The following is a 24,206-nucleotide window of genomic DNA, read 5'->3' as shown; positions in this document are numbered from 1 at the left end:
TGGCTCACATTGATAAATACCATTGTTTAATTTGTATAAAGTGATCTTGCTCGGCTTGTCGAGCAGTCAACATACCGGCATGATTGTAATCCAATAAATTGCCCTTTTCTTTGGCGAGCAAAGTGTACTTAACCTGGCTAAAACCACATTCATCAATCATATCGCGTACATCTGACGGATTGCCTAATACATGATCATTTTTACCTGCGATAAACCATGCTGGTGGCCATACCGCTTTGGTTGCGGCTTCTGCATAATGAAAATTATCATCATGATCTACCCAATCACCTCGCACCCAATCAATCGTTTGTAATAATGATGCACTGCTTTCATTATCCATACCAACGCGCAGTCGACTGGCATCAAAGTAGCCTTGTCTGCCAATATAAAAAGGCGCAAAACGATTCCAGAAAAAATCGACCATAAGCCATTTTTTAAATGACTTCACTTTGATAGTACGTTTGGAACCAAAGGTCAATAACGATGCCACACTAGACTGTAGATGGCTATAACGAGCCAAACTGCTGGCCATTAACACCCCGCCCCATGAATGAGCACACCAATGTACTTTATTAACCAATGGATGACGCTGTAGAATAAACTGCTGCACTAATGGCAATTGCTCACGAATGACTTCTCCTTGCCCCAAAGTGAAGTCACGATGAATTTTAGGCTCGCTTAAGCCTCGTCCTGCGGTATCCATCACATAAACATCAAAACCAGCGTTAGCTAAAAAACAGCCTAAACCACGACCAGAGCTGCTATAAAACACTCTTCCATTGGACATAGCACCATGCAACATCAAAATAGGAATACCGAGTGCTATAGGCGAAGTAGGACGAATATGCCGCAGATGCAATTGGCCATCTCTGTATGGTATAAACAGTGAGTTTTGGAGGATATCTATAGTCAAAATAGGCAGTTATGTTAGTGATTATAAATTTAAAACTAACATTACTACCGTGAAATACAACTAGAATAGAGTAATAATTCTATATTTATTCTTGTTCATAAATGTAAACACTAACTAATTACAGTTGTAGGCAAAAGACTAATGCACGTAAATCAACATTTTGGATTGATGCATCTGCAGCAGCAACTAATTTAGGCTTAGCATGAAATGCTAATCCTAAATCGGCGGCTTGGATCATCGGAATATCATTGGCGCCGTCACCAATGGCAACTCGCTGACCAGATGGAATAGCCCACTGTTCCGCACACAGACTAATCACGTTAGCCTTATATTGAGCATCGACCACTTCACCTGTTACTTCACCACTCAGCTTGCCATCAACAATAACTAACTCATTGGCAAATGCCGCATCAAGATTAAGCAATGTTTTTAAATGACCGACAAATGGCGTAAACCCACCAGAAGCGACAACCAGTTTCCATTGATGTGTTTTTAACTCGGCTAACATTACTTCAAGACCAGACATTAACGGCAAGTTGTCGCACAACTGCTGAATAATAGAGGCATCAGCACCGGTAAGCTTACTGACTCGTTGTCTTAAAGACTGTTCAAAATCTAATTCGCCACGCATAGCACTTGCCGTAACTGCGGCAACTTCCTCACCCACACCAGCCATAGCAGCGAGTTCGTCAATACATTCAATTTGAATAGCAGTAGAATCCATATCCATCACCAATAACCCCGGTTGATTGAGGCGAGCTAATGGTTGTTGAATAAGCACTATTTCAGCAGCTATATTTGTTGGGAATGACGCCATTAAAACATCATTAGCGGTTTGAGCCGACAGTTCAAAACCTAATAAATCGTTTTGCCTGTCAAGCTTTGCGATATGAGTATCGATAGATATGGAAGATAACCAGGCTTCTATCTCTGCAGAGCATTGCGCACTAAAAATAACTCGACAACGATACGGTAGATGAGATTGTAAGTTAAGTAAGTAATCTGACTCTTGATAACGATATAACACACAGCCTAAATGTTGATATGTCTCACAAGTATCTGAAAATAAAAAATTTAGTAAAACATTATCACGTTGTTCAAGCATCAATACGGCCTCTTAGTATGTTACGACTATCTACTGACAAATTTTTCGATTAGTATAGCTTTTTGATAATTCTCTGTAATTGGGTTAGCACAGAATGGTTGCTCGATAAAAGAACTCCCCAAAACAGCTTCCAATTAAATAGAAAAAACACTGAGGATTAAAGTGATTTTTGTTAAAGGTCTTAAGAAAAGGCAAAAAATCAGCCGGATTGTGCAAATCATTGTCGCAATAACCCTGATCATCGGTCTAATGTACTTGTGGCAATCAAGTTTACGTAATGGTCAAAAATTACTAAATTCACAAACAAAAGTGATGGCAAGACTATTAGCACAACAAGCCGCTAATGGTGCAGCTCCGGCAATGTTTTTACAAAATGATGAGCAATTGCAATGGTTAGCATCAGCACTTGCTGCGGATCCTAAAGTGATGTCGGTGAATATCTATAATTCGCAGGGTGTAAGGTTAGCATTTGCTCAAAGTGTTTCTTATGAAAACTTAGAAGCTGACTCTGAAATATTAAAAGGTTTATTAAAACCGTATCCACCTTTGATTGAAAATGTTATTCAAGACGACAATAATTTAGGTTACGTTGAAGTACGTTTAAATCTTGATATTTTTTTCGATGAAATAAAAATCTTGCACGAACAGAACATGCAATTACAGCAGATGATGTTAATTGTAGCTGGCTTTATTGGTTTACTATTATCACGGGCACTTTCATTTAAACGTGCAGATTTTGACCGCCGAAAAGCCCAAGCTAAATTACGTAAAAAACCTAAAAAATCGGCCTTGCTCGCTTCAAACGAAACGCAAGCAGACGAGTCAGAAGAGATACAACAAGACCCTCCAGCCTAGACAGATTGCTGACATAAATCACAAACATAAAAAATGGGCACTCAATGAGTGCCCATTTTATGACTAACGTTTAAATTACAGTGTTAACGCTGCATCTAAAGTCATGATAATCATGTCGCTGAATGTTGTTTGACGCTCATCAGAGGTAGTCTTCTCACCGGTACGAATGTGGTCTGATACAGTTACAACACATAACGCTTTAGCGCCTAATTCATGTGCTACACCGTATAAACCAGCTGCTTCCATCTCGACGCCTAAAATACCCATTTTTTCCATAACATCAAACATTTGAGGATCTGGAGTATAAAATAAGTCGGCAGAGAAAACGTTACCAACACGGATTTTAGTGCCGTGTGCTTTAGCCGAATCAACAACAGCACTTAGTAAGCTGTAGTCTGCGATTGCAGCAAAATCGTTATCTTTAAAACGTAAACGGTTAACTCTAGAGTCAGTACATGCACCCATACCGATAATCACATCACGTACTTTTACGTCAGTGCTGATTGCGCCACAAGTACCAACACGGATTAAATTCTTAACACCGTAGTCTTTGATAAGTTCGTGTGCATAGATTGAACAAGATGGGATACCCATACCTGAACCCATAACAGAAATACGCTTACCTTTATATGTACCGGTAAAACCTAGCATGTTACGTACATCAGTCACTTGCTCAACATTTTCTAAAAATGTCTCAGCAATGTATTTTGCACGTAATGGATCGCCTGGGAAAAGTACCGTTTCAGCAAAAGCACCTTCAACTGCATTAATATGTGGTGTAGCCATGTTATAACCCCTATGTTTCTATTTTATTTGTATTGCTTAGTCATGTTTACAGTTTAGCAAAGCCATTAAACTTTATATAGAACCGTCGTTTGAAAATGTGACTAATTAATAAAAGATTCACCATAATTCATCGGTTCTAACTTAAAATAACTCGCAATAGACTGACCAATATCAGCAAAAGACTTACGACGGCCTAGTGAGCCTGCAGATAAACCTGCACCATAGGCGAGTACCGGCACACGTTCACGAGTATGTTCAGTGCCAACCCAAGTAGGATCACAACCATGATCAGCAGTGAAAACGACTAAATCTTCAGGTTGTAAAATCGCTAATAATTCCGGTAAACGAGAATCAAAATACTCAAGTGCTTTAGCATAGCCGGCGGTGTCACGACGATGGCCATAATGAGAGTCAAAATCAACGAAATTAGTAAACACAATCGTGTTATCACCAGCACGTTTAATTTGCGCTAAGGTTTCGTCAAATAACTCTTCAAGACCAGTCGCTTTAAATTGTTGAGTAATACCACTGTGAGCATATATATCAGAAATTTTACCGATACTAACCACTTCACCGCCAGCATCTTTAAGCTTATCTAATACTGTAGGTGCTGGTGGTAATACCGCATAGTCATGACGATTACCAGTACGAGCGAAATCAGCAGGGCCAGTACCAACAAATGGTCGAGCAATTACACGGCCAATGTTATAAGGTTCTAACTCTTCACGTGCAATTTTGCACAAGTTATATAAATTTTCTACACCAAAACTTTCTTCATGACATGCTATTTGGAATACAGAGTCAGCAGAGGTATAGAAAATAGGCTTGCCTGTTTTCATGTGCTCTTCGCCTAACTCTTCAAGAATTTGAGTCCCTGACGCATGGCAGTTACCTAAAAATCCATCTAAACCAGCGCGTTCAAGGATTTTATCCGTGAGTTCTTTCGGAAATGAATTGGTTAGGTCACTAAAATAACCCCACTCATAAAGGACAGGAACACCCGCCATTTCCCAGTGACCACTAGGAGTGTCTTTGCCTGAGCTTAATTCGTCAGCATGACCATAAGCACCGATGACTTCGACATTATCTGCAAATCCAGCAGCAAATTTACCCGTACTTTCAAAACCAGCATGGCCTAAACCAAAGCGAGCAAGATTAGGTAATTTCAATGGACCTTGACGGCCGATATCCGCTTTGCCGTCAGCACAGGCTTGCGCGATGTGACCAAAAGTATCTGAGCCAACGTCACCAAACTTATCGGCGTCGGTAGCAGCACCAACACCAAAAGAGTCGAGCATTAAGATAAAAGTACGTTTCATTATTTGTTTCCTTTATAAATCTGAAGCGCGAATATAACGATATATTTCAGGCGTTTTCTCAGGCGCGCTATCACCAATAATAATGGCTTGCTGAATAGCAGCGGCAGCTTCGGCGAAAGCATCTTCAGATTGAGCATGGATCATCGCTAACGGAACATCTTTGTTAACTTCCTGACCCAATGCGCATACTTGAGTTAATCCAACACTGTAATCCAGTGCATCACCTGGTTTGCGACGTCCACCACCTAAGGTCACTACGGCTAAACCAAGTTCTCGTGTATCCATTTTGTAAGCAAAGCCAGATGTGTTGGCATATACAGGTCGTACAATTTTCGCATGAGGTAAGTACTTATCATATGCCTCAACAAAGTCTGTTGGGCCACCTAAGCCAGATACCATTTTAGCAAATGCCTCTGCTGCTTTACCATTATCTAATACAGTATTTAGTTTATGACGAGCTTCAGCTTCATTCTGTGCAATACCACCCAAAATTAGCATTTCTGCACATAATCCCATGGTGACATCATATAAACGTGGATTACGATATTGGCCAGTCAAAAAGTTTATCGCCTCACGAACCTCAACCGCATTACCTGCACACGAAGCCAATACTTGGTTCATGTCAGTTAACAATGCCGTTGTTTTAGTTCCTGCGCCATTAGCAACAGCAGTAATACTGCGAGCTAATTCTTCAGATGCTTCATACGTTGGCATAAATGCACCGCTGCCGACTTTGACATCCATTGCAAGAGCATCAAGTCCCGCGGCTAACTTTTTAGATAAAATAGATGCGGTGATTAACGAAATAGATTCAACGGTGGCGGTATTATCACGAATCGAATAGAAACGTTTATCAGCAGGGACTAAGTCACCGGTTTGACCAATAATGGCAACACCAGCGTCTTTAACCACTTTGCGGAATAATTCACTTGAAGGCTCAGTTTGATAGCCAGGAATGGCATCAAATTTATCTAACGTACCACCGGTGTGACCTAAGCCACGACCTGAAATCATTGGCACATAACCGCCACAAGCTGCAGCCATAGGGCCAAGCATTAGGCTGATTACATCGCCAACACCACCAGTGCTATGCTTATCGATAATCGGGCCATTGAGGCCGAGAGAATCCCAATTTAATACGGTTCCGGAATCACGCATCGCAATCGTTAATGCAATCCGTTCATCCATATTCATATCTTTGAAATACACCGCCATGCCGAACGCAGCAATTTGGCCTTCTGAAACCGTGTTATGAGTAATGCCATCAACAAAGAATTGAATTTCTGCAGTGCTTAATACATCGCCATTACGTTTTTTACGAATAATTTCTTGAGCTAAAAACATGTTACGTCTCCCTTTAGGCAACCCATCACCTTTAGGGTCGCCTTTAATAATAGGATGCTATCAAGTGATAGCGCCTCAGTACGACAATGAACCAAGGCCATACTGAGATTTTGGACTATCTATGCGATTAGTAACCTGAAGTAGGTTTAGGAGCATCTACTAATTCTAATGTATGCAACAAGCTGTTTAACAAGCTAGAAGCACCAAAACGGAAAGTTTGCGGGGTAACCCAATCATCACCTAAAATGCGTGCAGCCAAGTCTAAAAATTCAGCTGTTTGAGCGGCATCACGAACACCGCCGGCAGGCTTAAAGCCTACATTGCGATTTTTCTCGCTGATGACAGTTAACATAATTTCAGCCGCTTCAAGCGTAGCGTTTACCGGTACTTTACCCGTCGATGTTTTAATAAAATCAGCACCTGCATCAATAGCTAACTCTGATGCTTTGCGGATCAAAGCAGGATCTTTTAACACACCAGATTCGATGATAACTTTTAAAATCGCATCATCGCCACACTCTTCCTTACACGCTTTAACCATTTCAAAACCGACAGTTTCGTTACCATCCATTAATGCACGGTATGGAAACACAACATCGACTTCATCTGCACCATAAGCAACTGCTGCACGAGTTTCTAATACTGCGATGGCAATATCATCATTACCGTGTGGAAAATTCGTCACTGTTGCAATTTTAATGTCTTCACAATCAAGTTCATTTAATGTTTTACGTGCAATAGGAATAAAACGAGGGTAAATACAAATTGCGGCAGTATTACCTGCTGGAGACTTGGCTTTATGGCACAAATCGATGACCTTTTGATCAGTATCATCGTCATTTAAAGTGGTTAAATCCATTAACTCAATACCACGTTGTGCCGCTTTTTTTAAATCAGTCATAATTGCTCTCCGAAACGATAAATCAAAGTTGATAAATTTTTTTCAGGCAACACTATGTAGCTGGCATATGATTATAATTATGGCCGGGCCTTCAGTATTGCCAGTAAATCTTGCTGCTATTTACTAACCTAAGTATTCAATCTGATAACGAGTACCACGACTTGAATCCTTGAAGACCGGAAAAGATAAAACAAAGATATTTGTTTCAACTGTTCCGCGAAAAATCCTTTTTAGCGCGTAAAAATAAAACTTTGTAGAGTACAAACTTTTATATAAAAACACTCTTGTTAGACAATGATTTTAAATGAAAGTTCGATATTACTTTTATTATAAAATATGGAGCCGCAAATGCGGCTCCAACAGATTCACTATACCAATCTTAGAACTTGTAAGTTGCAGATAGGTAATGTGACCAACCAGTAGATTCTAGGCCAACCAATCCGCCTTCGTCTTCAAGTAGGTATACGTCTTTGAAGCCTTTTAAGCCATAACCAAGCGCGTAACGATCTGAGTGCCAGTATAGACCAAAGAAGATGTTACCACCGCTTGAAGTCTTAGGAACGAACATGTTGTCGTCTTCGTCAGCACCAAATTGGTAATCGATATAACCTTGGAATGATAAGAAGCTCTTGTTGTCGAAGAAGTAGAAAGGCTTGAACCAGTTAGCTGAGAACTGATATCCGTTCCACTCTTTAGCGTTCATGTCGTAGTAACCATAAAGGTTCATACCAGTTTTGCCTAACCAAGGTACGTTTACATCAGCACCAACACCCCAGAATGTAGAGTTAACGCCTTCGCCGTTAAGACCATCCCAGTTGAACAAGGTTGAGAAATATACTTCTTGGATTGGACCAAAAGATAAATCTTTACCAGTAATCGCATCGATAGAGAAACGTGGAGCAAATTTCATGAACAATTTACTAGTGCCTGAACCAGGATTTTTGTCACCATTGTCAGTAGATTCATTTGCTAAGTTGAACACATCAACATAACCATAAAGATCAACAACACCAGAACGACCACCAAACTCCATTTCTAAGTAGTTATGTTGATCACCAGAAGCTGGGTTATCAGGCTTTTCGCCGATAGAGTACATAGCATTAAACTGCAACCATTTGTAATCAGTAGCGTGAAGATCGGTACGATCTGCAGCGAAAGCATTACCAGAAATAGCAGCGACTGTTGCACCCGCTAAAGCTAACATTTTTACATTTTTCATCATCAACCCCATGTATATTATTTAACTATCTTCTTGGATAGCACTTCTTTTTAATCATTCGTATTTTACCGTTACTGATATAAATCTCAATATTTAATCGATAAAAAACGAATACAAAATTCTTTTTTGTGAACAATGTCGCGACTTTTTGTCCACACATCATTAACAATTTGACATTTCAATCTTGACTAGAGAATTTAATGCATCCTCTTTTGCAATCAATAAAACAGCATAACTTCGTATTGGGAAACGGTGGATTAACACAAAAATCAATAACAACTTTATTACAAAACTGGGTCTCTAATTATTATTAACGTAAAGACCCAGCTGTAGGAGGTATTCCCCCTGGAGTTACTCTTAACTTAGATAGCTAAGAATAAACCGGCTAATGTCGCGCTCATTAAGTTAGCTAATGAACCAGCGATAACAGCACGGATACCTAATTTTGCAAGGTCATGGCGACGTGCAGGAGCCATAGCACCTAAACCACCAAGTAAGATTGCAATAGAAGATAAGTTAGCGAATCCACACAAAGCAAAAGAGATAATTGCTTTAGTACGGTCAGACATCATTGCGCCTGTTTCAGCTACTACTTTGAAGCCTTCAGCAGATGCATCAAGTAGATACGGAGCGAAGTTTAAGTAAGCAACAAATTCGTTAACAACAATCTTTTGACCGATGAAAGAACCAGCAACAAGTGCTTCGTTCCAAGGTACACCGATTAAGAAAGCAAGAGGCATAAAGATATAACCAAGGATAAGTTCTAGAGTAATACCTTCTAAACCAAACCAACCTGTTACGCCACCGATGATACCGTTGATCATTGCAATTAAACCAACGAATGCGATCAACATAGCACCAACGTTCAATGCAAGATGCATACCTGATGCAGCACCTGAAGCAGCAGCATCTAACACGTTTGCTGGCTTATCTGGGTCATCTGGTAAATCTTCCATTTCGTTGATAGAAGCTTCTGTTTCAGGGTGCATCAGTTTAGCCATTAATAGACCACCTGGTGCTGCCATGAATGACGCTGCTACTAAGTATTGAATTGGAACACCCATTTGAGCGTAACCAGCTAATACAGAACCAGCGATTGATGCTAAGCCACCAACCATGATTGCGAATAACTCAGACTGAGTCATTGTCGCAATAAACGGACGCACAACTAATGGTGCTTCTGTTTGTCCAACGAAAATATTCGCTGTAGCTGACATAGATTCTGTACGACTAGTGCCTAATGCTTTTTGTAGTCCACCACCGATAATGCGGATGATCCACTGCATAATGCCTAAATAGTAAAGCACTGCAATTAGAGAAGAGAAGAAAATAATGACAGGTAACACGTTAATGGCGAAAATGAAACCAACTTTAAAGTTAGCTAAATCACCAAATAAGAAGCTAGTACCTGCTTGTGCATAACTAATCACACTTGATACCGCATCAGAAACACCTTTCAGTATATCTTTACCGACTGGAACATATAAAACAAAACCAGCGAAGAATGCTTGAATTAATAAAGCACCACCGACAGTACGTACGTTAATTGCTTTTCTATTGTTTGATAGTGCAAAACCTATCAATAGTAAGGTGACCACCCCTACTAAACTCATTACTATATCCATTAATCATCACCCTTTTGTTAACAGTTTTTTTGAATGTTGTTAACTCACCTAATTTCCGTTGATGATTATAACTGAGCGTGAAACGAAAAGCGTCGTTTTGATCAAGTTTTTAAAGTTTAATTTCAAACCCTTACGACATTAAAAACAATTTATGACTCCATGTTCATTAAAAAACAATTAAAGCTCAAACAGTTGCAACGCATTTTTATTCAACTGTTCTAATATACAAACAGTAGGCTTTTTCTTCAAAAATGCGATTTCGGACACAATTCGAGGAAGAATAAGAGGAGTGTTTCGTGATTTAGGATGGTCAAAAGGTGGCATGCTTGGCGAATCAGTTTCCAATAAAAAGTGCTCTAAAGGTAAATTAACCACTGTTTCTCGGAGCTTTTTTGCTCTTGGGTTGAGTATTAAAGCACCAATCCCTAATTTAAAACCCAGCGAAATATATCGTTTAGCAATATCACTGTTGCCATAAAACCCATGCACAACGCCGCCTTTAGATAGCTTAACGCGAGCCAATATTGACAATAATTCTTGATGAGCTTTAACAGCATGTAAAATGACGGGTAATTGATAAATTTGAGCAAGTGATAACTGTTTCTCAAGTAACAACAATTGTTTATCCGACCAATGATGTAATTTATCCAGCCCACACTCCCCAACAGCAACCAAACGCCTATTCTTGCTATATTGCTGTATCGTTGCTTCAAGTGAAATAATAGCCGCATCAATATCATCCGGCACATACCAAGGATGAATACCAAGTGAGAAATAACAATTAAACTGCTGCGCTATTAGGATTTGCTTTTGCCATTGATCGACCGACACTCCAGGTAAAATAGCAGAGCTAATACCATGGCGATGCATGGCATCGAATAATTGTGTTCTATCATTATCGAACTCTGACATGTCGAGATGGGCATGAGTATCAATCATAATGTCGCTCTTTTTTATGACCAATAACATTCTGTTTTATGACGGGCTCAGATATCGATGCTTCATTTGTCGGTTCACTCAACCGTGGTACACAGCTACGTTTATTTTCTAGGGTTAATCCCATCTCATCGCACCATAAAATGTACCTTTGCCAGGGTTTCACAATAAATAGTCTAAAAATAGCCTTAATCATCTTAATTCCCTCTTAAAAATAATAATAAAAAAGGCGGCAAAGCCACCTTTTTTAACATATCTGCAAAACACTTCTTAACATTTAATGTTCGCGTGTTTTGGCAAACTCAACATCTGGGTAGCGTTCCATAGATAAATTTAGATTAACCATTGTTGGAGCAATATAGGTCAAGTTATTTCCGCCATCGAGGGCTAAATTTTGACTACATTTACGACGAAACTCTTCTAATTTACGTTCATCTTTGCAATACACCCAACGTGCGGTACTCACACTGATACCTTCGTAAATAGCTTCTACGTTATATTCACTTTTTAATCGTCCAACAACCACTTCAAACTGGAGTACACCAACCGCGCCTACGATTAAATCGTTAGAATCAATTGGTCTGAAGACCTGTACAGCTCCCTCTTCAGATAATTGTACTAAGCCTTTAAGCAACTGCTTTTGTTTTAGTGGATCTTTTAAACGAATACGACGGAACATTTCAGGTGCAAAGTTTGGCACCCCAGTAAAGCGTAGTTTTTCGCCTTGAGTAAATGTATCACCAATTCGCATGGTGCCATGATTATGTAATCCAATGATATCGCCTGGATAGGCCGCTTCAGCACGGCTTCGATCTCCAGCCATAAAGGTCAAAGCATCGCTGACATTAACATCTTTACCGATACGCACATGGTGCATTTTCATACCTTGCTCATATCGACCTGAGCAAACACGCATAAAGGCAACACGGTCTCGATGTTTTGGATCCATATTGGCTTGAATTTTAAAAATAAAGCCAGAGAACTTTTCTTCATCCGGCGTGACATTTCGTACATCACTTTCACGAGGAAGCGGCTTTGGAGCCCACTCAACGATGCCATCCAAAATATGATCCACACCGAAGTTACCCAAGGCTGTACCAAAATATACTGGCGTAAGCTCGCCTTTTAGAAAAGCTTCTTGATTGAATTCATTTGAAGCGCCGGCAACAAGTTCCATTTCATCGCGTATTTCATTGGCATACGATCCAAGCACTTTATCTAATTCAGGATTATGTAACCCTTTAATAATGCGTTCTTCTTGGATGGTATGGCCCATACCGCTCTGGTATAAAATGATTTCATCACGCAAGATGTGATACACACCTTTAAATTCCTTACCAGAACCTATTGGCCAAGTAATGGGTGCACAAGCTATTTTTAAGATGTCTTCTACTTCATCCATCAATTCAATGGGATCGCGAATATCACGATCACATTTGTTCATGAATGTCACAATAGGAGTGTCACGCAAACGCGTCACTTCCATAAGCTTAATGGTACGATCTTCAACACCTTTCGCGGAGTCAATAACCATTAAACAAGAATCTACTGCGGTTAGTGTACGGTAAGTGTCTTCCGAAAAGTCTTCGTGACCAGGCGTATCAAGTAAATTGATGAGCGCGCCACCGTAAGGAAATTGCATTACAGAAGTGGTAATCGAAATACCACGATCTTTTTCCATTTCCATCCAATCAGATTTAGCATGTTGACCAGACTTTTTGCCTTTTACCGTGCCAGCCTTTTGTAAGGCGTTTCCGAATAAAAGTACTTTTTCGGTGATGGTGGTTTTACCCGCATCGGGGTGCGAAATGATGGCGAAGGTACGACGCTTGTCGACCTCAACTTTATTGCCTGACATATTAACCTTGCACTAGCCGCTAAAAAAGGCGCAAATTATAGCGCCTATCGATAGAATTGGCTAGGCAAAGTGTTTTTTAGCTCTTCGATGACAATTCGCTAGACTGTTGAATCATATTTTTCATTCTGGCTAATTCAATTCTCGCATAACGATGTTCAACAAAATCATAAATATTGGTGGCTAACGTTAAACGATAAAAATTAGCAGCTTGCTGATATTGACCCTTTTCAGCAGCACGCTTAGCTAAATAAAAATAAGCCTCACATAAACGTTCAGCGTACTCTTTTGGTTGTGATAAGCCCACTTTTGCAGCAGCGAATACTTGCTCTTGGCTAACTTTACCGATGTAAAAATCAACTAACACACTAGACCAATCTTCATTTTTTAATTGTTTACGTTGTTCAGTTAACTCAATTAAAGCGCTATTTTTATCCACGGCAGTAGCCATTAAATACAGCCACAAAGCTCGATAACCGTCACTAGGATCACGATCATAGAAAGCTTTCATATCATTAACGGCTAATTCGTAACGTTCGCCATAATATAAAGCAATACCACGATTTAAAAAGGCATAGTCATAGTTTGGTGACAATTCAAGGACACCATCAAATGCTTCATAAGCACTGTCGAACTCACCTTCTTGAGTGTAATAAATACCAAGAAAGTTATACGCATCGGCGAGATCGGGTTGTAATTTTAATGCTTGATGAAAATCGATTCGGCCAAGTAAACGTAAACCGACACTGTCATAAATGACCCCACGATCGTAATGAAAACGTGCACGTTGTTCGTCAGTTAACTCCATAGTAGCCAAAATTTCATTTAGCTTTGCGAGTGTCACTTCCAATTTATAATCAGGCATGACAGGCGCGACAATCATCTGCCCTGCAATATTATCCTTTGAACCTAACGTTGCAGCACACCCTGACAACAATATACTTGCACCGACAACAACGGCAACGATTGTGGTGCGTAGTTTACATTCCATCCGCTTTACCTTATCAGGTTCTATTAATATTCAATATCATAGCAATCTGGCAATCTAAGAGCCATGCACATTACAGATTATTTTTTGTAGATAAAAAAAAGGAGATCAAATGATCTCCTTTTTTGTCGTTAAGCCTTTAAATTACATTACTCAGCAGTTTCTTTCGCTTGAGCTTCTTTAATTGATAGTCTTACACGACCTTGACGATCCACTTCCATAACTTTAACAGCTACTTCTTGGTTCATTTCTAAATGATCTGACACGTTAGCAACACGTTCATCACTGATTTGTGAGATGTGTACTAAACCGTCTTTACCAGGAAGAATGTTAACGAATGCGCCGAAATCAACGATACGAATAACTTTACCGTTGTAGATACGACCCACTTCAACTTCAGCAGTAATTTCTTCAATACGACGGATAGCTTCTTTAGTTGCTTCACCGTTTGAAGAGGCAATCTTCACAGTACCATTGTCATCAAGTTCAATCGTAGTACCCGTTTCTTCGGTTAGCGCACGAATTACCGCACCGCCTTTACCAATAACATCACGGATTTTCTCAGGGTTAATCTTGATGGTAGTGATACGTGGAGCATGAGCAGAGATATCACCACGATGTGTGCCAATAGCTTGGTCCATCACGTTTAGGATATGAACACGTGCACCATAAGCCTGTTGCAGTGCAATATCCATGATCTCTTTAGTAATACCTTCAATCTTGATATCCATCTGCAGAGCAGTAATACCATCACGAGTACCTGCTACTTTAAAGTCCATATCGCCTAAGTGATCTTCATCACCCAAGATGTCAGAAAGAACAACGAAATCGTCGCCTTCTTTAACTAGACCCATTGCGATACCAGCAACTGAAGTTTTAATCGGTACACCGGCATCCATTAATGCTAATGAAGTACCACATACTGAAGCCATAGAGCTTGAACCGTTAGATTCAGTAATCTCAGATACAACACGAATGCTGTATGGGAATTCTTCAGCAGAAGGCATAACGGCATTCATACCGCGCCATGCTAACTTACCATGACCAATTTCACGACGCTTAGGTGAACCAACCATACCTGTTTCACCAACAGAATACGGAGGGAAGTTATAATGAAGCATAAAGCGATTAGTACGTTCGCCCATGATGCTATCAATTTTCTGAGCATCACGTTCAGTACCTAATGTACAGGTAACTAATGCTTGAGTTTCACCACGAGTAAATAATGAACTACCGTGAGTACGTGGAAGTACACCCGCTAAAACACTTAACGCACGGATCATATCTGGTTCACGACCATCGATACGTGGCTTACCACTGATAATACGGCCACGTACAACGCTTTTCTCTAAACTACCAAGTAGGTTGTCTACTTCACGAGTATCAACATCTGGATTCTCTGCAACTAATGCAGCTTTTGCAGTCGCTTTAACAATACCGACTTGTACATAGCGGTCTTGCTTAACTTCAATTTGGTAAGCTTCTGTCATACCAGCTTCTGCAAGATCTTTGATTTTAGCAACTAATGCCTGGTCTTGAACTGGTGCAGTCCAATCCCATGTTGGTTTGCCAGCTTCTGCTTTGAACTCAGCAATAGCATCAACAACAACTTGTTGTTGATCATGGCCGTAAGTTACTGCACCTAACATGATTTCTTCTGCAAGCGCTTTAGCTTCAGATTCAACCATAAGTACAGCAGCCTTAGTACCAGCAACAACTAAGTTTAGTGAACTTGTTGCAAGCTGATCGACCGTAGGGTTAAGTACATATTCATCGTTAATATAACCAACACGCGCTGCACCAAGTGGACCGCTGAAAGGAATACCAGAAATAGCTAACGCTGCAGAGGTACCAATCATCGAAACAATATCTGGCTCGATTTGTGGATCAACAGAAACCACAGTGATGATAACTTGAACTTCGTTTTTAAAACCGTTAGGGAATAAAGGACGAATAGGACGGTCAATAAGACGCGCAATCAGAGTTTCATCTTCTGATGGACGACCTTCACGCTTGAAGAAACCACCAGGTATTTTACCTGCAGCATAGGTTTTTTCTTGATAGTTAACAGTTAGCGGGAAGAAGTCACGGCTTAAATCCGCTACTTTTTTACCAACTACAGTAACTAATACTGTGGTATCACCCATGCTTGCTAAAACTGCAGCATCTGCTTGACGTGCAATAACACCTGTTTCTAAGGTGACTGTATGTTGACCATACTCAAAACTCTTTACAATTGGATTCACGTGACCCATTCCTTAATTTAATGACCTTTAATTACGCGCACAAGTATACTTCAATTCAGCTGAATAGTTAAATAGACGCGAGTTACAGAATGTGAAAATCTTTAAAATAATCATTTTCCTACGTGAGATCATCGTATTAACAAATGATTTAGACGTTTTTGAACATAGATTTTTTCAATTAAGTGACCTGAGGTTTACTATTTGATTTGATTATTGATGACAAGACAGATGAATTTGACTAGAGTTGTAGCTAATAGTGTCAATTTTTGTAGGGTTAACTAATTAACTAACCACGTTAAGATTGATTTTATATCGCCTATAAATCATGAGTGATTTTAGCAAAAAAATTGCGAAAGTTAACGTAAAATTAGTCACTTATATGACATGGAATAATGCATGACTGCCCGTTTTAAGTCTCTAACCTGGAAACAAACGAACTTAGTAGTATTTACTGCTTTGTTTTTTGCAATTGCCATCTTTATAGTAGAAATTGCATTAGTTGTCATTACGACTAATCAACAGCTCACTGATGCACAGCAAGAACTGCTAAATTCCGTAGAACAAACCACCACCAATGCAGTATGGTCGTTAGATGACAAACTTGCTAGTCAAACACTCGAAGGTATTATCAAAGTCGATAATGTCGGTTCAGCGGTCATTGAGCTTGATGATGGTTCATTATTTGTGTCTGAGGCCAATGAATCAGATGAATTCTCTAATAATTACATCTCCTTAAGTAATCGCCTTTTTGGTGAAAGAAAAGAAATTTCCCGTTCGCTGTATCGTCCGTTCTATTTTGAAGGCAATAAACAACAGCAACTCATTGGCACACTGACCATTTTTTACGACACTCAAAAACTCACCACAAAACTCTTTAGCCAACTACAACTTGGGCTAATAGCAACATTAGCTCGTGCATTATTACTCACACTTGTACTAACAGTGGTGTTTCATCGTTTTCTAACACAACCTATCGCACGTATTAGTGAAGCTATCGATAAAATTGACCCAGATTATCCAGATGAAAACTTGTTGCCTATGTCTCAAGCCCATAAAGATGATGAATTAGGGCTCGTTACCAGTAAATTTAATCAAATTTTATTACAATTTAGTCAGACTCAAAATAAACTGCGCAAGATGGCGACGCGAGACCCATTAACTGGTTTACCAAACCGAACCTTATTATTAGAAACACTCAATGTGACGATTCAACGATCACGAGTTCATAAACGAAATTTTGCTCTACTCTTTATCGATTTAGATCGGTTTAAAAACGTCAATGACTCTTTAGGCCATGCATTAGGGGATCAATTCCTTGCACGAATCGCACGTATTTTAGAAAGAGTGGTCGGTGATCGAGGCAGCGTGGCGCGTTTAGGTGGCGATGAATTCGTGATTTTAGCCGATGAAATACAAACCCCGGCACAAGCAGCTGATTTTGTAGATAAGTTACTGATCCAATTAAATACTCCGATTCAACTAAATGAGCATGCTATCCATCCAGCGGCTTCTATCGGGATATCAATATATCCAGAAGATGGTAACACCGCAGAGGATTTAATTCGTCATGCAGATATTGCTATGTACAGCGCTAAAGCCGCTGGTTCTAATCAATGGTCGTTCTTTAAACAACAAATGACAGAACGTGCAGCTGTGAGATTACGTACAGAAGCCTCGTTACACGATGCGTTGAAAAACAACGAATTTTTATTATATTTCCAACCTAAGTTTGATTTAAACACCAATCAAGTCGTCGGATGTGAAGCACTTATTCGCTGGCAAAAAGACGGTCGATTAATCAGCCCAATGTCATTTATCCCTGTTGCTGAAGAAACAGGTATTATCATTCCTATCGGACGTTGGGTTATCGAACAAAGCTGTAAAGTCATTAGGGAATGGCAACGAAAATACAATTATGCGATTCCTATTGCTGTTAATGTGGCCTCGCAACAATTTGCCGATGCCAGTTTAGTACCTGATATAAAGCAACTGGCAATTCGTTATCAAATACGTCCAGAATTGCTTGAAATAGAAATAACAGAAACGTCACTGATGAATGATGTTGAACAAGCAATTACCAAATTGGAACAACTCAAGTCAGCTGGTTTTGGTATTGCAGTCGATGACTTTGGTACTGGGTATTCTTCATTATCATATTTACGACACTTGCCGATTACCACGATGAAAATTGATCGTGCATTTGTTAGCGATCTTCCAGAAGATAGCGCAATTGCGTCAACTATTTTAATGCTCGGACGTCAGCTTGATTTGACCATTGTTGCTGAAGGTATTGAAAATATTCAACAGTTGGAATGGCTCAAAGAAAATCAATGTGAAATCGGCCAAGGTTTTTACTTCAGCCAGCCATTACCAATAGAAGAGTTTGAAGAGAAATATATTGCCTGTAATACTGCGAAAATAATGCACGTTTAACCACTACAAGCTCAATGTCTGGTATCAGATGCCGAAACACATTCATTAGCGACCGGCTTGAACGTAAGAGTTAGTCAGTGGTTCATCAATATAAAACGACATTGTTTTGAGGTGGCAGTGGCCGTATTAACCTTCCGCAAGTAACATATTACCTCATCTAAAGCGCTCAATTCATTTGGCAAAATGGTAAGCTGCCCCTTATTCTCTATTCTCTATTCTCTAAAAAATCCTAGCAGAACTCTTTTGCAATATGGTCATCAAAATTAATGTTTCAGCCGTAATTGTTTAAGGCAAATGTAAGGTTCAAATTGTTATTTTATTCACTCACTAACTAACTAGAAGTTAGTGATGGCAGGATATTAAGTTGTCACCGCCCATCTATAGCTGCAAGGAAGTACTGGTTAGGCATAGAAATACCAAATACTACCATATCAAATTCATTGCCCATTAGGTCTCTCAGCAAGAGTTAAACATTTTCTAAGGAAATGCGTAACAGTTAGCGTAATTGCAGTCGGTAACTGCTCCTGTGTTCCCTAGCGCCTTTAATCCTGCAATTACACGTATCAACTCAATGTTGAAGCATACAAAATTGTTCAAACATACCTGTATAGAACGACTTAAGTATTCAATTTACTGTGTTGGCTATGATGTTAAAAGATATTGCAAATGAAAAATAACCTGAAGATTACGCCGAAACGTAAATGCTTAGACAAATAAATAGGTTATATTTTTAATGAAATGACCATATAGTTTCTGCTCAATATCTTCCAAAATAATGAAATAAAACTTAGCGTAACGTTGATGACGATGAAAGAACGATCTAAAAATTAGCCATAACCAATTAAAAAGTTAATATCGATGGAATTAACTAGCAGAAAAAGTTTTTAGCAAGTGTCGACAATGCAAGGGGAAAACAGCGATTTTCGTCCAGAAGACGATTCTAAAACAACTTACATAGAATATTTGGCCATTAAAATAGCCCGTAGATATAATACCAAGATGCTATTGCTGTAGATTGGGTAGATAACGCCAAGACAACTAGTGGGTACTTGTTTGGCACAATTCTGAGGCGATTTGATTAATTTAGGCAATAAAAAAAGGAGGCTTATGGCCTCCCTCTTTACGGTTAAACTACTTACAAAAGTAAGCAGAATGTCGAATTAACGACGTAAACCTAACTTCTGGATCATAGCAGTATAACGAGCTACGTCTGTACGCTTTAAGTAAGCAGAAAGCTTACGGCGTGCACTAACCATACGTAATAAACCACGACGAGAGTGGTGATCATGGATGTGCTCTTTAAAGTGACCTTGAAGGTGGTTGATTTGAGCAGTTAACAAAGCTACTTGAACTTCAGTTGAACCTGTATCGTTTTCGCAGCGACCAAAATCAGCCAAAATTTTTGCTTTTGTTTCAGCACTTAGTGACATGTGTATCTCCAAAAAAAGTAAATGTATCTCAAGCCGATCACTAACTCAGCCAGAGTGAGCGCGATATTCTAACCAGATTGCTGGCTAACCGCAATAAAATTCGATTATTTATCTGAAAAAGTGAATGACCAAGTAAACAGACTACTCAGCGGCATCATTATCGTGGATCACAATTAAACGTTTGGGTGCTAATAAACCATCATCATTCATGATACCCATACCAACAAATCGGCGTTCATCGCCAATAGTGATCCGCACTAATTCATCAGGCTTAAGTCCCGCTGCTTGAATTGCTTGCCCTTGCATGACGTAATATAGCATCGCCTCAGGCAAGTTAATTTCAGCAAATTTAGCCACTGCAGTATCCATTGGTAACAATAACGGATCCATTAGGGTCTGAGGAGCAACATCTTGTCTATGAGCTTGTTCAAGTAGCGCTTCTAATTGGGCAAGCGTTACCATTTTTTCATAAGGATATTCGGCGACTTGAGTACGACGCAACATAACCACATGTGCTCCACAACCAAGCATTTCACCTAAATCATCAATAATGGTGCGAATGTAAGTCCCTTTAGAACAATGAATGTCTAAGGTTAACTCATCACCTTCAAGCTTAATAAAATTTAGCTCAAACACGGTAATAGGTCGCGACTCACGTGGAACTTCAATCCCCTCACGAGCATATTTATACAAAGGCTGACCTTGGTATTTTAATGCCGAATACATTGACGGTATTTGCTGAGTGGTTCCTCGAAAAAATGCGAGCTTTTCGTCAAGTAATGCTTGAGTAACGTTAACAGGGCGCGTTTGCACGACTTCCCCATCTGAATCACTTGTGTCAGTACGTTGACCCAGTTTAGCTGTCACCAGGTAGCGCTTATCCGAATCTAATAAATGCTGAGAGAACTTAGTCGCTTCTCCCAGGCAAATAGGCAACATACCTGTTGCTAACGGGTCTAAAGCACCTGTATGGCCAGCTTTATTGGCATTAAAAAAACGCTTTACTCTTTGCAGGGCAAAATTAGAGCTCATGCCAGTATCTTTATCGAGTAATACGATTCCGTCGATGAAGCGACCTTTAGGGCGACGAGCCATTAATCTTGCTCCTTTTCACCGTCAACAGACTCGCTGTTATCAGGTGTGTCAGGCGTAAATTGCTGCTGTTTGGCTTTATCTTTATTAATGACTTGTGTCACTAGGTTAGACATACGCATGCCTTCTACTAGCGAACTATCATAAATAAAACGTAATTCAGGCATGACGCGTAATTTCATGCGGCCAGCGACTAAAGTACGGACATAAGGCGCAGCTACAGTAAGCGCATCAATTTTTTGTTGAACAAGTTCAGTATCTTCTTCAAAAAAGGTCACATAAACTTTTGCATAACTTAAATCACGAGAGACGTCGACGTCATTTACTGTGACAAAACCAATGCGAGGATCTTTCATATCGCGTTGCAACACCATTGCAAGTTCTTGCTGGAGTTGTTGTGCAATACGGCGTGTACGACTAAATTCTTTTGCCATGATGATATGCCATATCGTTAGGTCTACAATCAAAAAGGGCGGCTAAAGCCGCCCTTCCATTGGTACTTATAAGGTGCGAGCTATTTCGACTGTTTCGAAGACCTCAATTTGGTCTCCTACACGAACGTCATTATAGTTCTTCACACCGATACCACATTCCATCCCATTTCGGACTTCTGGTGCATCGTCTTTAAAGCGGCGTAATGATTCAAGTTCACCTTCGAAGATAACCACGTTATCACGTAGAACACGAATTGGTGCGCTACGTTTAACGATACCTTCGGTAACCATACAACCAGCGATAGCGCCAATTTTAGGAGACTTAAATACGTCACGAACTTCTGCAAGACCGATAATTTCTTGTCTAAATTCAGGCGCTAGCATACCTGTCATTGCGGCACGAACTTCATCAATTAAGTTGTAGATGATGCTGTAATAACGTAAATCAACACTTTCTGAATCAATGGTCTTACGAGCCTGTGCATCAGCACGGACATTGAAACCAACAAGAATCGCATTTGAAGCTGCGGCTAATGTTGCGTCGGTTTCGGTTAATGCACCTACACCGCGAGCAATAATATTCACTTTAACTTCATCTGTAGACAGTTTAGCTAAAGATTCACAAATCGCTTCAAGAGAACCTTGAACATCCGCTTTCAGTACGATGTTCAACTCTTGTACTTCGCCTTCTTCCATGTTCGCAAACATGTTTTCTAGCTTAGACTTTTGCTGACGCGCTAACTTAACATCACGGAACTTGCCTTGACGATACAATGCAACTTCACGAGCTTTACGTTCATCACGTACCACTGTCGCTTCATCACCTGCAGACGGCACACCAGAAAGACCTAAAATCTCTACTGGAATAGATGGACCCGCTTCAGTAATAGCATGACCGTTTTCATCTTTCATCGCACGAATCTTACCGTACTCAAGACCACATAAAACGATATCACCTTGGCGTAACGTACCTTCTTGAACCAGGATAGTTGCCACAGGGCCACGACCTTTATCAAGTTGCGATTCGATAACAACACCAGCAGCCATACCGTCACGTACTGCTTTAAGTTCTAAAACTTCAGATTGAAGCAAGATGCCTTCTAACAATTCGTCAACGCCCATACCAGTTTTGGCTGATACGTGAACGAACATGTTATCTCCGCCCCAATCATCTGACATGATGCCATGTTGAGACAGTTCGCTCTTAACACGCTCTGGATCAGCATCTGGCTTATCCATTTTGTTAACAGCTACGATTAACGGTACGTTACCCGCTTTAGCATGTTGAATCGCTTCAATCGTTTGTGGCATTACACCATCATCGGCAGCAACAACCAAAATAACAATATCAGTCGCCTTAGCACCACGAGCACGCATTGACGTAAACGCCGCGTGACCAGGAGTATCAAGGAAGGTGATCATGCCGTTTTCAGTTTCAACGTGATATGCACCAATATGCTGAGTAATACCACCGGCTTCGCCAGCAGCAACTTTAGCACGACGGATATAATCAAGTAATGACGTCTTACCATGGTCAACGTGACCCATGATAGTCACAACCGGAGCACGAGACTCTAGTTGGATATTATCATCACGATCTTTTAGTACTTGATGCTCAAGTTCGTTTTCACGAATAAGTACAACTTTATGACCTAATTCTTCAGCAACCATTTGGGCTGTTTCTTGGTCAAGTACTTGGTTAATCGTTACCATGGTGCCCATTTTCATCATTTGCTTGATGATAACAGTGGCTTTGATTGCCATTAAATGCGCTAGTTCAGATACGGTTACAGTTTCACCGATACGCACATCACGACTAACAGCTGCAGCTGGTTTATTAAAACCGTGCGCCATAGATTCAGGTGCTGTACTGCGGTTACGCATGTGTTTTTCACGACCGTCACGAGCATCTTTTCCGCCACGTTTTTTGTTAGCGTTTTTGTTGCGCGCACGACGGCCACGTTTTTCATCATCAGCATCTGAACTGTCTTCTGCTGCACGAGCAACTTTAGACGTTGTGATGTGGTGATCGCCATTCTTTTCAGCATCTAAACGTTGGCGCTCTTCTTCAGCCCAACGCTTTGAGTTGACTTCAGCAAGTTGACGCGCAGTTTCTGCGGCTTTAGCAGCTTCATCTTTTTGCTTTTGAGTAAGCACGGCTTCTTGAGTCGCTTTTAAACGATCTGCTTCAACTTTTGCTGCTGCAGTTTCTGGGTCAGCAACTTTAGTCACTTTAGGTTCAGACTTTACTTTTTCTGATTTCAATTTGGCTTCTGCTTCCGCTTTTTTCTTCGCATCTGCAGTAGCTTTCGCTTCTGCAGCTGCTTTTGCTTCAGCTTCCACTTTTGCTTGGGCTTCAGCTTCTGCTTTGGCTTTAGCTTGAGTTTCTAATTCAGCTTGTTTTGCTAATTCTGCATCATCGCGCTTAACAAAAGTACGTTTTTTACGAACTTCTACCTTCACGTCTTTCGACTGACCGCCAGTGCTTGCAACACTTAACGTAGACACCGTTTTACGCTGCAATGTCATTTTAGTCGGAACTGAATCTGCACCATGCTGTTTTTTTAGATAATCAAGAAGCTGTTGCTTCTCTTTTTCTGAAACAGTATCGAGTTGTTTTTTGTTCATACCAGCTTGTGAGAATTGCTCGATTAATCGATCAACCGATTTTCCCACTTCCGCTGCTAATTTTTCTACGCTTGTATCTGCCATCAATTAGATCCCC

18 protein-coding genes are annotated in these 24,206 nt (G+C 40.2%); 2 read left to right on the top strand and 16 right to left on the bottom strand.

Annotated elements, in window-relative coordinates; genetic code table 11:
• Positions 1-4: 4 nt before the first annotated feature.
• Together H5181_RS03550 and serB are read right to left on the bottom strand one after the other, a co-directional pair.
• On the bottom strand, positions 5-913 hold the full coding sequence (locus tag H5181_RS03550) for an alpha/beta hydrolase (RefSeq protein WP_182750241.1): 909 nt from the start codon (positions 911-913) through the stop codon (positions 5-7).
• Between the two features lie 118 nt (positions 914-1,031).
• Complete coding sequence (serB, locus tag H5181_RS03545; RefSeq protein WP_182750240.1) at positions 1,032-2,018, bottom strand: phosphoserine phosphatase SerB; 987 nt, start codon at positions 2,016-2,018, stop codon at positions 1,032-1,034.
• A 162-nt stretch (positions 2,019-2,180) separates the two neighbouring features.
• Between serB and H5181_RS03540 the strand changes: the two genes are divergently transcribed.
• Positions 2,181-2,873, top strand: coding sequence for an AhpA/YtjB family protein (locus tag H5181_RS03540; RefSeq protein WP_011636480.1), 693 nt, complete (start codon positions 2,181-2,183; stop codon positions 2,871-2,873).
• Between the two features lie 75 nt (positions 2,874-2,948).
• On the opposite strand, the gene deoD is transcribed toward H5181_RS03540, so the two are convergent.
• From deoD to pnp, 10 genes are all read right to left on the bottom strand, one after another.
• On the bottom strand, positions 2,949-3,659 hold the full coding sequence (gene deoD, locus H5181_RS03535) for a purine-nucleoside phosphorylase (protein WP_011636479.1): 711 nt from the start codon (positions 3,657-3,659) through the stop codon (positions 2,949-2,951).
• Positions 3,660-3,760: 101 nt separating this feature from the next.
• Positions 3,761-4,978: a phosphopentomutase gene (locus H5181_RS03530; RefSeq protein ID WP_102036815.1), complete on the bottom strand. Its 1,218-nt coding sequence runs from the start codon at positions 4,976-4,978 to the stop codon at positions 3,761-3,763.
• A gap of 12 nt (positions 4,979-4,990) precedes the next feature.
• Positions 4,991-6,322, bottom strand: a complete 1,332-nt coding sequence (deoA, locus tag H5181_RS03525; RefSeq protein ID WP_182750239.1) for a thymidine phosphorylase — start codon at positions 6,320-6,322, stop codon at positions 4,991-4,993.
• Between the two features lie 127 nt (positions 6,323-6,449).
• On the bottom strand, positions 6,450-7,223 hold the full coding sequence (deoC, locus tag H5181_RS03520) for a deoxyribose-phosphate aldolase (RefSeq protein ID WP_011636476.1): 774 nt from the start codon (positions 7,221-7,223) through the stop codon (positions 6,450-6,452).
• Between the two features lie 379 nt (positions 7,224-7,602).
• Complete coding sequence (locus H5181_RS03515) at positions 7,603-8,442, bottom strand: outer membrane protein OmpK (protein ID WP_011636475.1); 840 nt, start codon at positions 8,440-8,442, stop codon at positions 7,603-7,605.
• 362 nt (positions 8,443-8,804) lie between these two features.
• The gene (locus tag H5181_RS03510) at positions 8,805-10,067 is read right to left on the bottom strand and encodes a NupC/NupG family nucleoside CNT transporter (RefSeq protein WP_011636474.1); all 1,263 of its coding nucleotides are present in this window, start codon (positions 10,065-10,067) and stop codon (positions 8,805-8,807) included.
• A 177-nt stretch (positions 10,068-10,244) separates the two neighbouring features.
• Positions 10,245-11,006, bottom strand: a complete 762-nt coding sequence (locus H5181_RS03505) for a TatD family hydrolase (RefSeq protein WP_182750238.1) — start codon at positions 11,004-11,006, stop codon at positions 10,245-10,247.
• 274 nt (positions 11,007-11,280) lie between these two features.
• Positions 11,281-12,861, bottom strand: coding sequence for a peptide chain release factor 3 (prfC, locus tag H5181_RS03500; RefSeq protein ID WP_011636471.1), 1,581 nt, complete (start codon positions 12,859-12,861; stop codon positions 11,281-11,283).
• Positions 12,862-12,937: 76 nt separating this feature from the next.
• Positions 12,938-13,849, bottom strand: coding sequence for a lipoprotein NlpI (nlpI, locus tag H5181_RS03495; protein WP_182750237.1), 912 nt, complete (start codon positions 13,847-13,849; stop codon positions 12,938-12,940).
• 146 nt (positions 13,850-13,995) lie between these two features.
• Complete coding sequence (gene pnp / locus H5181_RS03490; protein ID WP_182750236.1) at positions 13,996-16,092, bottom strand: polyribonucleotide nucleotidyltransferase; 2,097 nt, start codon at positions 16,090-16,092, stop codon at positions 13,996-13,998.
• A gap of 396 nt (positions 16,093-16,488) precedes the next feature.
• On the opposite strand from pnp, the gene H5181_RS03485 reads away from it, so the two are divergent.
• Positions 16,489-18,525, top strand: a complete 2,037-nt coding sequence (locus H5181_RS03485; RefSeq protein WP_182750235.1) for a bifunctional diguanylate cyclase/phosphodiesterase — start codon at positions 16,489-16,491, stop codon at positions 18,523-18,525.
• 1,160 nt (positions 18,526-19,685) lie between these two features.
• Here H5181_RS03485 and rpsO read toward each other — a convergent pair.
• The 4 genes from rpsO to infB form a co-directional block, all read right to left on the bottom strand.
• Complete coding sequence (rpsO, locus tag H5181_RS03480; RefSeq protein WP_011636467.1) at positions 19,686-19,955, bottom strand: 30S ribosomal protein S15; 270 nt, start codon at positions 19,953-19,955, stop codon at positions 19,686-19,688.
• Between the two features lie 141 nt (positions 19,956-20,096).
• Positions 20,097-21,050, bottom strand: a complete 954-nt coding sequence (truB, locus tag H5181_RS03475; RefSeq protein ID WP_011636466.1) for a tRNA pseudouridine(55) synthase TruB — start codon at positions 21,048-21,050, stop codon at positions 20,097-20,099.
• The gene (gene rbfA / locus H5181_RS03470; protein ID WP_011636465.1) at positions 21,050-21,481 is read right to left on the bottom strand and encodes a 30S ribosome-binding factor RbfA; all 432 of its coding nucleotides are present in this window, start codon (positions 21,479-21,481) and stop codon (positions 21,050-21,052) included. The genes truB and rbfA overlap by 1 nt, the downstream gene beginning before the upstream one ends.
• Positions 21,482-21,547: 66 nt before the next feature.
• The gene (gene infB / locus H5181_RS03465; protein ID WP_011636464.1) at positions 21,548-24,193 is read right to left on the bottom strand and encodes a translation initiation factor IF-2; all 2,646 of its coding nucleotides are present in this window, start codon (positions 24,191-24,193) and stop codon (positions 21,548-21,550) included.
• Between the last annotated feature and the right edge of the window lie 13 nt (positions 24,194-24,206).

This window comes from Shewanella sp. SG44-2 (assembly GCF_014164215.1).
Taxonomy (GTDB): Bacteria; Pseudomonadota; Gammaproteobacteria; order Enterobacterales; family Shewanellaceae; genus Shewanella; species Shewanella frigidimarina.
Note: the sequence above shows the minus strand (reverse complement) of the source record. Positions and strands in the feature narration are given on the sequence as shown.

Bases quoted from the DNA above. Each gene is read 5' to 3' on its own strand.
- serB (WP_182750240.1), bottom strand. From the start codon at position 2,018: ATGCTTGAACAACGTGATAATGTTTTACTAAATTTTTTATTTTCAGAT.
- deoD (WP_011636479.1), bottom strand. From the start codon at position 3,659: ATGGCTACACCACATATTAATGCAGTTGAAGGTGCTTTTGCTGAAACG.
- H5181_RS03530 (WP_102036815.1), bottom strand. From the start codon at position 4,978: ATGAAACGTACTTTTATCTTAATGCTCGACTCTTTTGGTGTTGGTGCT.
- deoA (WP_182750239.1), bottom strand. From the start codon at position 6,322: ATGTTTTTAGCTCAAGAAATTATTCGTAAAAAACGTAATGGCGATGTA.
- deoC (WP_011636476.1), bottom strand. From the start codon at position 7,223: ATGACTGATTTAAAAAAAGCGGCACAACGTGGTATTGAGTTAATGGAT.
- H5181_RS03515 (WP_011636475.1), bottom strand. From the start codon at position 8,442: ATGAAAAATGTAAAAATGTTAGCTTTAGCGGGTGCAACAGTCGCTGCT.
- H5181_RS03510 (WP_011636474.1), bottom strand. From the start codon at position 10,067: ATGGATATAGTAATGAGTTTAGTAGGGGTGGTCACCTTACTATTGATA.
- H5181_RS03505 (WP_182750238.1), bottom strand. From the start codon at position 11,006: ATGATTGATACTCATGCCCATCTCGACATGTCAGAGTTCGATAATGAT.
- prfC (WP_011636471.1), bottom strand. From the start codon at position 12,861: ATGTCAGGCAATAAAGTTGAGGTCGACAAGCGTCGTACCTTCGCCATC.
- nlpI (WP_182750237.1), bottom strand. From the start codon at position 13,849: ATGGAATGTAAACTACGCACCACAATCGTTGCCGTTGTTGTCGGTGCA.
- H5181_RS03485 (WP_182750235.1), top strand. From the start codon at position 16,489: ATGACTGCCCGTTTTAAGTCTCTAACCTGGAAACAAACGAACTTAGTA.
- rpsO (WP_011636467.1), bottom strand. From the start codon at position 19,955: ATGTCACTAAGTGCTGAAACAAAAGCAAAAATTTTGGCTGATTTTGGT.
- truB (WP_011636466.1), bottom strand. From the start codon at position 21,050: ATGGCTCGTCGCCCTAAAGGTCGCTTCATCGACGGAATCGTATTACTC.
- rbfA (WP_011636465.1), bottom strand. From the start codon at position 21,481: ATGGCAAAAGAATTTAGTCGTACACGCCGTATTGCACAACAACTCCAG.
- infB (WP_011636464.1), bottom strand. From the start codon at position 24,193: ATGGCAGATACAAGCGTAGAAAAATTAGCAGCGGAAGTGGGAAAATCG.